Genomic DNA, 14570 nt, shown 5'->3' with positions numbered 1-14570 from the left:
CTATACAGTTAAGTTATGAATAAGCGCATTCTTCATTATTTTTTGATCGGATTCGGCTGGATCAGTGTTGTTCTAGGGGTGGTTGGTATTTTCTTACCCTTACTTCCCACAACGCCGTTTTTACTATTGGCAGCCGCTTGCTTTGTACGCTCTAGTCCACGCTTTTACAACTGGTTAGTTCAGCATCCTAAGCTAGGGAATTACATCATTCACTATTTGGAAGGTAATGGAATTCCTCTACGCGGGAAGATTATGGCAATCACCATGATTTGGGTCACCATGGGGATCAGTATTATCTGGGTCGTTCCTGTTTGGTGGGTAAAGTGGGTGCTCGCTGCTATAGGCTTGAGTGTCAGCATCTACATAGCGCGACAACCCACTCTTAATTCCGATCTTCCTGCTATCGAAGCCAGACCTCAACACGACGATTCTTAGTCGCTGCAGACTGTTCAAAGGCTGCAACAGGATTGTATTCGCCATAGCCTTCGGCTTCATCTGGATAAATACCTAAGCGAGATAACTCACGGCGCACAGCCATGGCGCGTAGTTTAGACAAGAGCTTTGAGCGTTCTTTGTTTTTGCGGCGATCACCAAAGCCAATGAGCACGAGTTCTTGCTGTGGGTGTTCCGTCATATAATAAGCAAGACGTTGAATATCTTTTAGGGCTTTATTGTCGAGTTTGGCGCTGCCTTCCTTAAAACGAAAGTTAATACTCAAACGCTTAGCGTTTTTAACCATCGCCAAATAGTCCTGAGGCAATTCGTCAGGCAAAGCAACATCCATAGCTTCTACGTTTTGTGAGATGTAACCTTCGGCATTGACAACACGCTGGCCTTGAATTCCTTCGGCAAAGGCCAAAAACTCATTTACATATTTGTTTTTGCTCGCGCCCGGTGTATACAAAAATAGTCGACGACTCAAGGCATAGTCTTCAGTAGCCACCGTCATGATTGATGGCTGAAAAGGTTGTGCCGGACCGTCGCTAATGGCAACCAATTTAGCTTCTTTAACAAAACCAAGACCAACAAAACCAATACCAGAAGGATCGGTTAGGACGCTATCGACAAGATCCTCACTGGACTCATAGCGGAAAGCATCGCTCGATAATGTAAACCTTTTTGCTAACACCATTGATTTGAAGCTATCCCAGGTACCCGATTTATTATCACGCGCATACAGTGTGATTGCTCGATCTTGACCACCCAATTGCGACCAATTGCTAATTTGACCGCTATAAATCAAACCCACTTGTTCCTTACTTAATTGAGACACAGGGTTATCTGGATTGACGATAATCGCCAAACCATCAATCCCTAGAACATGCTCTGATTCAGGAGCGCGTAAATTTGCTAATGGTTGCGCTGCTTTCACCTCTTTATCTTTGACTGGGCGAGAGGCTGCCCAGATTTGCGCTTGGCCATCGACCAGTTTTTTAAAGCCGGTACTTGAACCATGAGCCGCGATAAAGATATTCACGCTTTTTCCTTGGTCCGGCAGATCACCAGTAATCAGCTTCTCGTTTGCAGTGGGCAACGGACGAATCATTACATTTTTTGCACCCTTGGCCTTTAAGTACTCCATAGCCAAATTAGGCGCCAAACTTCCACCAATAGTATTGGAACCTTGGATGCTGAATAACGTCTTTTCCGACGAACCTACTAGCGCTTCAAAAGGCGCAGGCTTCACCAGAATTTCTGATAATGATTGATTGAGTCGAGCTTCTTGCTCAACACTTAACGAGGCAAAAACAAAAGAGGAGAAAATCCAAGAGAAAAGGAATAAAAGGCTATATTTCATCGACTAACCCGTAACAAATAAATTTGTGCGCAGGTTAACGATTTAATATTACAGATTTGTTACAAGGCTTAAGAGTGGCAAGTGTTCAAGTCGGGTATGACGGGTGCGCACGTCATTCTCCGGCGTCGCGTAGCGACATAGACCGGAGAATCCATCACTCAACACTCTCACTCAACATTCACAACTCAAAATTAAGTTAAGCTTCGTCAGGCACCGCTTGATCGATAATCTGCTTCAGCTCACCATTGGCGCCCATTTCCGTGATGATGTCACAACCACCTACTAACTCACCTTTGACCCAAAGCTGTGGGAACGTTGGCCAGTTAGCGTATATAGGTAAGTTTGAACGAATGTCAGGATTAGATAGTACGTCAACATAAGCGAAGCGCTTACCGCACTCCATCAGCGCCTGCACCGCACGAGCAGAGAAACCACACTGGGGCTGATTAGGGTTGCCTTTCATATAAAGCAGGACGTCGTTGCTTTCGATTTGCTCTTTGATTTGATCCATGATGTCTGACATAAAACTCTCTCACTCGATACTTGGACAATTGGTTGGATTTTATCGAATAACCCAGTGTTTTACTAGGACACTAGCTATTAATGATTGGTTTTGGATGTTCAACATCGTCGTTCTCGACTTGATTGAGGAACCATACTTCAATTTAAAATCAATTACTTAGGTTGCTACATAATGGATTCCCTATCGAGTCGGGAATGACATCCCCGTCATTCTCAGCTTGCCTGAGAATCCATCCAATTGATTTCAAGCAGTGAAATGGATTCCCGCCTGCGCGGGAATGACGTTTTTGTAAACCGTCATTCTCCGGCGTCGCGAAGCGACAGACCGGAGAATCCATCACTCATAATTCAACATTCGCAATTCAACACTAAAAAAAGCTCACACCCAATATTTATTGCGGATTTTATCCTCTTTAGGGCTTTTAGAGCGGATTTTAGCCCAAAGCACCACCTCAATAGCCTTGTATTGGGCTTGAAGTTAGGTATTATCTTTCCCCTATTTTTTATGGCAGCTCGGTCAAATACGCCAGATTTTGCGTATTTAAGGCCTAAACGCTGCCATTTTGCGTTTAAAGCGACTGAGGAATTATCGGTGCAACATCAAGCGATCATGAATACCTACGGCCGGCTACCAGTAACATTTAGTCATGCCAAGGGCGCTTATGTATATGATGACAAAGGCAATAGCTACCTAGATGCGCTGTCGGGCATCGCTGTGTGCGGGCTAGGTCATGCTCACCCTGCTGTGACTCAAGCTATTTGTGAACAAGCAGATAATCTGGTCCATGTTTCCAATTTGTACGGTATTAATCGACAAAACGAATTAGCCGAAAAGCTAACCAAGATTAGCGGCATGGATAATGTTTTCTTCAGCAATTCAGGCGCCGAAGCTAATGAAGCAGCAATCAAAATCGCTCGCAAATATGGCAATGAAAAAGGTGTCGAACTACCAACTATTTTAGTTGCAGAAAATGCTTTCCACGGCCGCACTATGGCGACCCTAACTGCAACAGGTAATAAAAACGCTCAAGCTGGCTTTGGTCCGCTTTTAGATGGCTTCGAGCGTGTACCCTACAACGATTTAGAAGCAGCTAAAAAAGCCATTGAAAAGAATCCGAATATTGTTGCCGTATTAATAGAACCAGTCCAAGGAGAAGGTGGTGTCACCGCCGGGCTAGACGACTATTTAACGGGCTTACGCAAACTATGCGATCAGAACGACCTGCTTTATATGCTAGATGAAATTCAAACGGGTAACGGCCGCACTGGGCAATATTTTGCGTACCAACACTACAACTGGAAGCCAGACGTAGTGACGACCGCAAAAGGCTTGGGTAATGGCGTGCCTATCGGCGCGTGCTTGGCCAAGGGCAAAGCAGCAGAAGTGCTTCAACCCGGTAGCCATGGCTCCACCTATGGCGGTAACCCCCTAGCGTGTAGCGCAGGCTGTGCCGTTATCGACACAATTACTTCTGCCAACTTGTGCGAGCGCGTTCAAGCGTTGGGAGAACGTATTCGTCATCAGCTGCAATCACATTTGGATAATCAGCAAGTAACAGAATACCGCGGAAAAGGCTTAATGATTGGTATTGTTTTAAATACAGATGAAGCCTGCGGCGCCATTATGAAAATGGCATTGGATGAAGGATTGTTATTAAACGTTACAGCAGGAAATGTTGTACGTTTATTGCCACCCTTTATTTTAACTGACGAGCAAGCGGACACAGTGGCAGAAAAAACCGCCAATGTGATCAAAGCTTTCCTCGCCGAAAAGCAATAAAAAAAGGCTCTATATTATGGGCAGCATGCAAGTTAAAACCCCGAGACACCTTCTGACGCTGTTAGATCTTACACCAGCGGAACTACAGCACATCACCAGTCGTGCAACCGAATTGAAGCGCATGCATCGTGCAGGGGAAATTTACGAACCACTAAAAAACAAAGTACTGGGAATGATCTTCGAAAAATCATCTACCCGTACTCGCGTGAGCTTTGAAGCGGGTATCGCGCAATTAGGTGGCTCAGCGATCTTCCTATCGCCACGCGATACTCAATTGGGTCGCGGTGAGCCTATCGAAGACAGCGCAAAAGTGCTTTCTCGTATGTGTGACATCATCATGATCCGTACATTTGGCCATGACATCGTTGAAAATTTCTCTGCAAATTCTCGCGTACCCGTCATTAACGCACTGACTGATGATTTTCATCCATGTCAGTTACTAGCAGATATGCAAACCTACCAAGAACACCGCGGCAGCATCAAAGGCAAGACTGTGGTGTGGGTGGGTGACGGTAACAACATGTGCCATAGCTACATCAATGCCGCCAAGCAGTTCGATTTTAATTTAGTGGTGAACTGCCCTGAAGGTTTCGAACCCATGGCCGAACTTATGGAAGCCAATAAAGACCGCGTTAAAATCATTCGCGATACAAAAGAAGCTGCCAAAGGTGCCCATTTATTGGTGACGGATGTCTGGGCATCCATGGGGCAAGAAGAAGAACAAAAAGAGCGTGAAAAAGTTTTTAAATCTTACCAAGTTAGCCCAGCAGTGATGGACTTGGCTGATAAAGACGCCCTCTTCATGCACTGTTTACCTGCTCACCGTGGCGAAGAAATCAGTCACGATATGCTTGATGATCCGCGCTCTGTGGTATGGGACGAAGCAGAAAACCGCCTGCACGCACAAAAAGCCCTGATGGAATTTTTGCTTAGTGCTTAGTGTTGAGTGTCCCAAATCGTCATTCCCGACTTGATCGGGAATCTACAACCCGCCATCCTCACAACTTGATTGAGGATCCACTATTCGGTTTGAAATCAATTGGATGGATTCTCAGTCGAGCTGAGAATGACGAGCCCCCGATATTCTCCGGCGTCGCAAAGCGACAGACCGGAGAATCCATCACTAAACACTCGAAACTCAATATTTAAAACTAAAAACGGTGGATGCAAACATCCCTCAACTGCGATAAAATGCGTGACGACTAAACTCTTAATTTCATTAAGGATGTGGCCTTGGACCTCAAACTATCTAACCGTGTTCAAAGCATTAAACCTTCACCCACTCTTGCCGTAACAAACCGCGCTGCTGAATTGCGTGCTGCAGGCAAAGATATTATTGGCCTAGGCGCTGGCGAGCCGGACTTCGATACTCCCGAGCACATTAAAGATGCAGCCAAACAGGCTATGGATAACGGCTTTACTAAGTACACTGCCGTTGACGGAACACCTGATCTGAAAAAAGCCATTATTGCTAAATTCAAAAACGATAACGGCCTAAACTACGAAGCCAACCAAATTCTTGTTAGTTGCGGTGGCAAGCAAAGCTTCTTTAACTTGAGCCTTGCATTATTAAATCCAGGCGACGAAGTCGTTATTCCTGCACCTTACTGGGTAAGCTACCCAGACATGGTCAAAATCGCCGAAGGCGTACCTGTAATTATTGAAACCGATGCCTCAGCACGTTTCAAAATTACACCAGAACAACTTGATAACGCCATTACAGACAAAACAAAGTTAGTGGTCCTTAACAGCCCATCTAACCCATCAGGTATGGCTTATACCAAGGCCGAGTTCGAAGCGCTTGGCGACGTGCTGCGCAAATATCCAAATGTATTAATTGCAACCGACGACATGTATGAACACATTCTTTGGACCGAAGAAGACTTCAACAACATCGTCACCGTCAATCCAGATCTATACGAGCGCACTATCGTACTTAATGGCGTAAGCAAAGCGTACAGCATGACAGGTTGGCGTATTGGTTACGCAGCTGGCCCACAGCCATTGATTGCCTCCATGAAGAAAATTCAAAGTCAGAGCACATCTAGCCCTACCTCTATCGCGCAGGTTGCGGCTCAAGCCGCCCTTGAAGGCAACCAACAGTGTGTGAAAGACATGGTCACGGTATTCAAAAAACGTCATGACTTCATGGTCGACGCCCTAAATGAAATCGACGGTATTGAATGTTTAAATGGCGACGGTACCTTCTACTTATTCCCAAGCTTTAAAGGCGCTCAAGCCAAACTTAACTGCGAAACCGATACGGATCTTGCAGAAAAGCTACTGGAAGCGGGTGTTGCCCTAGTACCAGGCAGCGCATTTGGCACACCGGGTCACATGCGTATTTCTTTCGCTACTAGCGACAGCAACTTAGAGCAATCGATTGAGCGCTTGAAGAAAGCGCTTGGATAAACACCGGGTTATTCTCGCGGTACACTGTGATTCTCGCGATATACTGTGATTCTCGCGATACACTGTCATTCCCGCAGTACTCTTCGTCATTCCCGCGAAGGCGGGAATCCATTACGAGCAATACCCGACTTGATCTGGTATCCAATACCCGACTTGATCGGATATCCATTGATTGACTCGAAATAAATTAGATGGCTCCTCAGTCAAGCTGAGAATGACACGCCCCGTCATACCCGACTTGATCGGGTATCCATTGATTGACGCGAAATAAATTAGATAGCCCCTCAGTCAAACTGAGAATGACATGCCCCATTGTCATTCTCCGGCGTCGCGAAGCGACAGACCGGAGAATCCATCAATATGATGCAACATTCACAATTCGACATTCTTCCGCTCTTCCCGCGTCGAACAAGAAGAATGGGAATGCACCTGAGACGCCAAAAAGAGAACCGTTAAAACATAAAAGTGATTAAAAATATCATGCTCAAACAACGCAACACTCAAACCCGCCACAAAATAAACAATCAAAACCGATATTCCGCAGAAGGACAAATAAGCAACACTACCAGTGCCTCTATTCACCAGGAATGCCTTTAAAAACAACAACCCTGGAGCGACAAACAGCAACAGCATAGAGATCAGGCCAATCACTCCTTTCTCTACAGTTGCGTTCAAAATCTCATTATGAGGGTTATGCCAGCGCCCCACTTCAGGGTTCATGCCTGGTGTATTTTCACGAATCTCAGTCGCATTAGCGCTATAGCTATTCAAACCATGACCGAACCAAGGGCGCTCATTAATTAACCACCATGCGGTTTTGAACATGTCTAGGCGTGCGCCGAGTGAAGAACCTGAATTCCCCTCCATATACATTTCAAAGGCACGCTCAGTCTTGTGTATACGTTGCTCCACAAAATCAAACTGCGCTACAGATACCACAACGATAATTGCTACAGCAAAAAAAGCTACCACTCGCTTTCGATACCCTAGGTAAAAGAACGCACACCCGTACGTAAACACCAAGGCAAAAAAGGCCAACCACGCTCCACGAACCTGAGTCAAAGCACATGCAATACCCGCAGAAATCATCGCCACAAAAAGTAAAGTCTTAATTAATGCAGATTGTCTTTTTACAAAAACCAAAGCATTTAAAGCAAAAGCAAAAAAGATCAATGAAATCGCTGCGTAACGCATAGGATTCACCACACCACTCGGGCGATTCCAAAACTGGGCCATTGGATTATCAAAGGTCATAAAATAACCACTTCCCGACTGCATACTCCAGAGTTGGAGCAAAGACACCACACCTAGCAGGGTCGCCACAAAAGAGAAAAGAACTACAATCGTGTTTAGCTTAAAACGCCACTGCCTAAGCAACAGAAACATAGGTAATATCAACATAAAGGTCGCATAATCCTCCATACGGTAATGGCTCATGCGGCTGTACGGAAACACCAGAAAACTAATAAAAGAAATAAAAGTAAACGCAGAGAAAACCCAGATCAGCAAACGCTCCTCCGGAGAGAAACCAATCAATAACTTACCTCGATACACTGCAAAGCCGACAATCCCCACCAACAGCAGAAGCAATGCGATTCCCTTTGGCACGATGGGAAGCACTAGCAAAGTAATAAAAAAGACTGCATAGAGCGAAAACACGAAATTCCGAAGAGAAATAAAAGATCCCATTGCCGTAGCCAACATTGTCACCCAAATCTTTAAATAAACTAATTTTGCGCGCGCACTATAACAAACTAACGTCATTCAGTAACCAAACTAGAAGCTGCTAGCAGACAAATGATTTCAAGCAGTCTACACTTTAACAAGTATTTGAACGCCTGCTACCAAACGACAATCAAGTATTGACAAAACCTGATAAATCAATAACATAGCAAATGTTGTTCCCCGATAGCTCAGTTGGTAGAGCAGTAGACTGTTAATCTATTGGTCACTGGTTCGAGTCCAGTTCGGGGAGCCACTTTAACCAAAAGGTGCTAGGATGCACATATCCAACATTAGCAACGATGCACAGATACTCCCCTTGATTCAAAAACCTTATACCCAAAGTAAAGTAAACACGCATCGATCAAAGATCCTACTGGTACGCTCTTTACTTGCCGTTGCATGCTTTTCAACCTTATACGCACCTTTTATTAATTCCAATGTGAGCAGCGCGGCACTGAATTCTATCATTGCCTGCATGATGACCTTCATTGGCACAACATATGCCATGACCAAGCTGTCTCGCTACCCTGGCAACTCCTCACTGATGAGCTTGCCGAGCTTAGTGCTCATTCACGTAACGATCGCCGCCCTTATTTTTATTAGCTTTCGATTAGAATATTCAAGACTGGTACTAAGCATAGGTATCCTAAGCGTCCCGATCACACTATTTGTACAGCATCATTTAATTAAAAGACTGACTCAAGCAAGTACATACCTAGTGACACCATTTGGGTGCTTTCAATCACTGAAGTCAAATAGTCACAATCAGTTTATATTACTAAGCACGCCAGGGTTTGGTGAAAACAACATCAAGCACATCGATGGTGTGCTGTTTGATCAGCATGAAAAACTGGATGGCCATTGGCAACAATTCCTTGCTTCCTCAGCCAATCGAAACATCCCACTTTACGATACAACAGAAGTTTACGAGTCTATTAATGGTAAAAGCCCTTTAGATCACCTTCCTGAACTAAGCTCTGGTTCGTTAAAACCCCACTGGTTATACCGCTCGACCAAGCGAATTTTGGAATCATTATTAATTCTTGTAACAAGCCCGGCCTGGCTATCACTAGTATTATTCACTGCTCTATTAATTAAGCTTGAGTCGAAAGGACCAGCTTTTTTTATTCAGCGACGCGTCGGCCAAGGCGGAAAGGAGTTTAGCATGGTGAAGTTGCGCTCGATGAGAACCGATTCGGAAGCCAATGGCGCACAGTTCGCTGGGGAAGACGACCCAAGAATCACCAAGATAGGAAAGTTTATTCGCAAAGTTCGTATCGATGAAATACCTCAATTCTTCAATGTTTTAAAAGGCGAAATGGCATTAATTGGGCCGAGACCAGAGCAAGCATCGTTTGTAAAAGAGTTTGAAGAAAAAATCCCCCTTTATTCCATGCGCCACGTAGTAAAACCAGGAATTACTGGCTGGGCACAAGTAACCCATGGCTATGCTGACGACGAAGAATCTACCAAAGAGAAGTTAGCCCACGACTTTTACTATGTGAAGAATATTTCACTTTGGTTGGATATCATGGTCGTCTTTAAAACAATTAAAACTATGTTGATAGGGTTTGGGGCAAGGTAGTTTCTTATTCTCATAACCAAGACTATTTCAGTGTAGGCAAATGCTCCCTTAATTTTGTAGGAGATCCGCTTGCCATATCGCAGGAAACGAAGCACGATAGCATTTAACGCGCGAACTTATAAAACATAACTTTTAAAAAATTCGGCGATAAACGCAGAGCACTCCTAATCAAAATAATCTTGCAATATTCAAAATATGAAATAAAACCTTCAGCTCTCATATACTGATATATTTTTATTTCGCCCTTTAAAAACTCGTAGCCTCTGCGTGTAATAAAGGCCTGATCTGTACGCATTTTTAGAAGAACTTCAGGGATATTAGCTAAATTCGAACCATTAATTATCATTTTAACCCAGAGCAAATAATCCTCTGGATATAACTCAGGATAACCCCCTACGGATAGAACCGCTTGTTTTCTGAAAATAGTAGCTGGGTGACTAAGCGGACTACGCTTTTTCGCAAAAATTTTAACATCACCCGGTAAGATAGGTAATTTTCGTGTCGAAACGACCTTACCAGAAGCATCGAACTCATCAATATATCCACTTGAAGCATCAATATTAGGATTTTGCTCCATAAAATCTAATTGTTTTTCAAAACGGCTTGGTAGCGATATATCATCAGAATCCATTCTAGCCACCAAATCGTATTCGCAGAACTTTAAACCTTCATTCAATGCCTTTGCGAGACCCTGATTTTCTTCGAGCGTTACTGAATGTATATTTAAAGTTTGCCTATATTCTTCGATAATTTCATGTAAAGAATCAGAAATCGGGCCGTCTTCAACCAAGACTACTTGATTAGGCTTGACGCTTTGTCGGCACAAACTATCGAGGCATTCTGCCAAATTTTCAGATGTTTCTTTAATATAGACAGACATTAGAACAGAAAAATTCATTGCAAATACACCTTATTACTTACGATAATCAGATTTTGATAAGGTTTCAAACTCTCGAAGAATAGATTGCTTACGAGTGATCAGTAAAAAGCCCATAGTACGATAAACTAAGTAATAGAAAGCAATCACTGCATAAATCCGATTACCGTTGGCACCAACCAATACGAAAATCAAGAGTAAAAGGACGACAAAGAAATAGTATTTAATTCTGAAAACATCAACATTACCAACAGCCTTAGACAATAAATCCAGACTAAACTTTTCTTGTTTTGAAAATTCAAGTGTTTTGGAGAGTGGATATAAAATAATAGTGAAACACAAAAACTCGAAGCTTTCTCGCACAGGAACAAAAGGTAATATAAAGCCATAAAACCTAATATAGCTAAGAGGCAGTATTAAAAATAAGTTAATACGGCCTCGACACGAATTATAAACCAAATACAACGCCTGCAAGACCATTGAAACAAATACAAGGTACAGCGTTTTGAATAGATCCAAATCAATTAGATAATACAACCCAAGTAACGCGGCTAAAATAAAAACTCTTAACGATATCAACCTACCCCAATACAAATTAAGTTTTTTTAAAGTGGCAAGTTCCAATCTCATTGTTGGATTTGCCTCATTCTGAACTGTTTTTACATCGTTTTGAAGATAGCCGTTCTCATAAATGTAGTTAATAATCAAAATTCCAAGTACACAATTGAATACACCAGCATAGGATAAACTCTCTTGGAATGTGAAAAATAAAAGAATACTAGGTACAAAATATATAAAGCACCATGAGAGCCGCTGAAAGCGACCTATCAATCGTGTTTTCAAAAAATAAGCGTACGGTATGACAGTATAATAAGGCACACGCTAAACCTCTATTAAAGAAAGGTTAGTTAAAGATTTCTCTTTCCAATATTGCATATTCGCTCTCTTGGATACAATAACGACTTCACGGGCCTGCTTGCACAACAAATAATCACTCTTATTATCAGTAACCACCAAATCAATATCAACGCCTTTAAACAAGCTATGTTTATTACCTAAAAGATCGTTTTTGATTTCTCCATCGTACCTGCCCTTTTTGATGCATAACGTCGATGCCAAGTATGAAGGCACGCCAAGATATTCAGCTATAGCTTTTGCAACAGGTTCAATAGTTGCCGAAACTAAAACAACACTGCTCAGATCCTTGCTTTCAAGAATCTGGTGTACTGGCAACACCTTGAAGTCGGCTAACACTTCTTTCACAAACCTTCTAGCTGAGATTTCAATCTCCGACTCAGAGCAACCCTTTAGAGTACGCAAGTGCAAAACGCGAATTAGGTCTATTGCAAAAAATTTTTCAATCAGCCGATTACCTGCTTTTAAAGGTAAGGTTTTGGTTAGCCACAACAAAGACCGATAAACTAACCTTCGCTCGCGCCATTTACAAAATTCAAAGGTTGTATTACAAGAATACAAAGTTCCACAGATATCAAAGATGCTCATACTAACTCTCTTTAAGGACCGTACTTGCCATAGTGGGAAAAGCTAATCCGATCCATAGTACAGGCGAATACATCATATCCACAAAAAATACAGAAGCAGATATTGCAGAAAGCATAGCAAAATTAATGGATAAAAGCTCTTTACTGGTGGATCGTATACAGCCTAAAACTGCAAGAAAAAAAACAAGAAGAAATATAAAAAATCCGATTAAGCCAAACGACAAAAAAATCTGCAAATAAGTATTATGCATTGTAGTACCTTTAAACCAATCAAATAAATCTATTAAACCAACTCCAAATAAAAACTCATGCAAATCTGAGGACCAAATACGATCAAGGTAAAAAGACCATTTAAGTATACGCGGGTTATCGCCAACGTCCTCTCCAAATAATTTCAAGTCAACAAAATCTTTAACAGTAGCCTCATTCACATATAAAAACATAATGAAACTCACAAAAACAAAAGAGAAAAAAATGAATTTAAACTTCTTTATCCAACTAGGAGTTAAAGAAAAATACACGAACAAAGACAAAAAGAAAGCCACATAAGTGCCACGAGAAAATGTTAAAACCAAGCTAATAACTGACAAAACCATCGTAAACAAAAATAGCTTTTTCGAATAGAGATACCCTTCTTCCCTAGCTATGCATACTAAAACGACAAGAAACCAAAATGCGAAGAGAGCATAAACGCCCCAGACATTGGGATCTAAGTTATATCCGTTGAACCTTAAAATAGATCCACCGTACTCCGGAAATACAAATGAATACCAAGTATTAGCAACATCTACTCGAGATTCTAAGCTATGAAATAAATGATAAAAGTCGGAGCCTTTGTAATAATGGGTGATTCCTAAATAGATGAGAATTGATAAGGAGAAAAGTAGAGCATGAATAAACAGGACAATATTAGGGTGCCTTAAAAATAGAGGAATATTTGAAACGAACACCAACGAAAATGCAAAAATAATGAGCAAGTAGGCGGTGTACTTTACACTTTGAATCCCAAAAACCGATGTGCACGACGACACCAAGGCCAATACTATTAGTAGAATATAGAACTTTGATATTAACAATATAAGATTGTATTCCCACATTTTGAACGAATAGTACCCAAAACAAAGAATGAGAAAAGCAAACACTATTGCGAGGTGATGAAACTTTATACCTAGAAAAAATGAAATGCTATGCACATATAGGCCTCCAATCATCAACGCTATTAAAAGCATCAATCCAAAATTAGAGACCCTCACAAATATCCCTCCATTTCTTAAAATTCTCCCTGATTATAAAGTTTTCTGTGAACTCTATTACTTTTTTCCTGTCAAAATTTTTAGGACAAGACAGTATGAACGAAGCAGCATCAATATTATCATCAACCAAGCAACCGGTATTTAAATCAACGACTTCTACTGTTCCTCCTTTATTCCTTCCAATAGATCGCGCTCCGCACGCCTGAGCTTCAAGATAAACCAAAGGAAAGACCTCATCGTAATTAGATAACAACATAAAGATATCAATAAACGAATAAAACGAACTCAACTCTGTGTAGTCAAACGCACCTAAAAAAGTCACAGAGTTTTCTAGTCCAAGAAATTTGATATAGTCTTTAATATCTAAGGCATCTTCTCCATCTCCTGCAATATACCATAAAAGACTTGAATCTTTCTTATGAGCCATGGCAAATGTATCCGCCATTTCTTTGTAACCCTTCTGCCAAATCAACCTACTACAAGTACCAATTACTTTTGATTCCACAACACTCTGAAACCTTTGATCTCGTTCTAGCGTGGGCTTGTAATGAAAGATCTCTGGATCAATCCCAAGGTATGCTACATCAATAAATCTTCTATAGTCTGAAGGCAATGCACGACACATTTTAGCTCTCATAGCTTCGCTTAACGCGACAACCTTTTTGCTAATACGAACGGCTCTTTTATAAAATCTAGATAAACCAAGTACCCTGTGAACTAATTGCTTACTATTGATCACACCTTCTACTTCAAGCCCATGAGCAATAATTACACACTTTGATAAATCTGATTTCGAAAAAAACATACCAGCTGCAATGGTGGGGGCTGCTTCATTTAAGTAGATCACATCGGCTTCGCGAAAAAGGCGCCGATTAAAAAAGTAAAACAATGCATAATTGAGAAACCAGATCTTTGGTAGTGTAAAAACCCGATTTACTTTAACTCTATTAATCAACTTCGGGGTTGGTTTGGAGCGCGTGACGAGTGAGGCTTCTACACCTACAGTCCGTGTATAAAGCTGAAGAAGATCGTAACCTATACGACCGACACCGCCAATATAAGGAGGAAACTCGTGTGAAAACAGAATTACTTTCATAGTTTATTTAAATTTAATAA

Annotated in this window: 13 protein-coding genes and 1 tRNA gene; 6 read left to right on the top strand and 8 right to left on the bottom strand. The window is 41.9% G+C overall.

From position 1 onward, the window contains the following. Positions 1-15 precede the first annotated feature (15 nt). Positions 16-435: a YbaN family protein gene (locus tag HF888_RS06660; RefSeq protein WP_007017538.1), complete on the top strand. Its 420-nt coding sequence runs from the start codon at positions 16-18 to the stop codon at positions 433-435. Here HF888_RS06660 and HF888_RS06655 read toward each other — a convergent pair. After that, positions 401-1798 carry a substrate-binding domain-containing protein gene (locus HF888_RS06655; RefSeq protein ID WP_007017537.1) on the bottom strand — a complete coding sequence of 466 codons (1398 nt, stop codon included), beginning with the start codon at positions 1796-1798 and terminating at the stop codon, positions 401-403. The two genes, HF888_RS06660 and HF888_RS06655, sit on opposite strands and share 35 nt — an antisense overlap. A gap of 196 nt (positions 1799-1994) precedes the next feature. Continuing rightward, positions 1995-2321, bottom strand: coding sequence for a Grx4 family monothiol glutaredoxin (grxD, locus tag HF888_RS06650; RefSeq protein ID WP_007017536.1), 327 nt, complete (start codon positions 2319-2321; stop codon positions 1995-1997). Between the two features lie 591 nt (positions 2322-2912). On the opposite strand from grxD, the gene HF888_RS06645 reads away from it, so the two are divergent. The 3 genes from HF888_RS06645 to HF888_RS06635 all read left to right on the top strand — a co-directional run bounded on the left by HF888_RS06645 (position 2913) and on the right by HF888_RS06635 (position 6512). Further along, entirely contained in the window at positions 2913-4100 is a 1188-nt protein-coding gene (locus HF888_RS06645) for an aspartate aminotransferase family protein (protein ID WP_243469376.1), read from the top strand. Positions 4101-4116: 16 nt separating this feature from the next. Beyond that, on the top strand, positions 4117-5040 hold the full coding sequence (argF, locus tag HF888_RS06640) for an ornithine carbamoyltransferase (protein ID WP_007017534.1): 924 nt from the start codon (positions 4117-4119) through the stop codon (positions 5038-5040). A 293-nt stretch (positions 5041-5333) separates the two neighbouring features. Next, a complete protein-coding gene (locus tag HF888_RS06635) occupies positions 5334-6512 on the top strand; it encodes a pyridoxal phosphate-dependent aminotransferase (RefSeq protein ID WP_007017533.1) in 1179 nt (392 codons plus the stop codon). 372 nt (positions 6513-6884) lie between these two features. On the opposite strand, the gene HF888_RS06630 is transcribed toward HF888_RS06635, so the two are convergent. After that, on the bottom strand, positions 6885-8276 hold the full coding sequence (locus HF888_RS06630; RefSeq protein WP_040297673.1) for an O-antigen ligase family protein: 1392 nt from the start codon (positions 8274-8276) through the stop codon (positions 6885-6887). A 138-nt stretch (positions 8277-8414) separates the two neighbouring features. On the opposite strand from HF888_RS06630, the gene HF888_RS06625 reads away from it, so the two are divergent. Together HF888_RS06625 and HF888_RS06620 are read left to right on the top strand one after the other, a co-directional pair. Beyond that, positions 8415-8490: transfer RNA gene (locus tag HF888_RS06625), tRNA-Asn, on the top strand. 21 nt (positions 8491-8511) lie between these two features. After that, complete coding sequence (locus tag HF888_RS06620) at positions 8512-9822, top strand: sugar transferase (protein ID WP_007017531.1); 1311 nt, start codon at positions 8512-8514, stop codon at positions 9820-9822. Between the two features lie 103 nt (positions 9823-9925). Here HF888_RS06620 and HF888_RS06615 read toward each other — a convergent pair whose 3' ends face one another. The 5 genes from HF888_RS06615 to HF888_RS06595 all read right to left on the bottom strand — a co-directional run bounded on the left by HF888_RS06615 (position 9926) and on the right by HF888_RS06595 (position 14550). Beyond that, positions 9926-10720 (bottom strand): glycosyltransferase, encoded by a 795-nt coding sequence (locus tag HF888_RS06615; protein ID WP_007017530.1) that lies wholly within the window; start codon positions 10718-10720, stop codon positions 9926-9928. A gap of 15 nt (positions 10721-10735) precedes the next feature. Then, the gene (locus HF888_RS06610) at positions 10736-11578 is read right to left on the bottom strand and encodes a hypothetical protein (protein ID WP_007017529.1); all 843 of its coding nucleotides are present in this window, start codon (positions 11576-11578) and stop codon (positions 10736-10738) included. A 3-nt stretch (positions 11579-11581) separates the two neighbouring features. Further along, complete coding sequence (locus tag HF888_RS06605; RefSeq protein WP_007017528.1) at positions 11582-12202, bottom strand: HAD family hydrolase; 621 nt, start codon at positions 12200-12202, stop codon at positions 11582-11584. Position 12203: 1 nt separating this feature from the next. After that, positions 12204-13178: an O-antigen ligase family protein gene (locus HF888_RS06600; protein WP_165837028.1), complete on the bottom strand. Its 975-nt coding sequence runs from the start codon at positions 13176-13178 to the stop codon at positions 12204-12206. 262 nt (positions 13179-13440) lie between these two features. Next, positions 13441-14550, bottom strand: coding sequence for a glycosyltransferase family 4 protein (locus HF888_RS06595; protein WP_007017526.1), 1110 nt, complete (start codon positions 14548-14550; stop codon positions 13441-13443). Positions 14551-14570: the final 20 nt, after the last annotated feature.

Source organism: Bermanella marisrubri (assembly GCF_012295615.1).
Classification (GTDB): domain Bacteria; phylum Pseudomonadota; class Gammaproteobacteria; order Pseudomonadales; family Oceanobacteraceae; genus Bermanella; species Bermanella marisrubri.
This window is presented reverse-complemented; position numbering and strand designations above follow the sequence as displayed.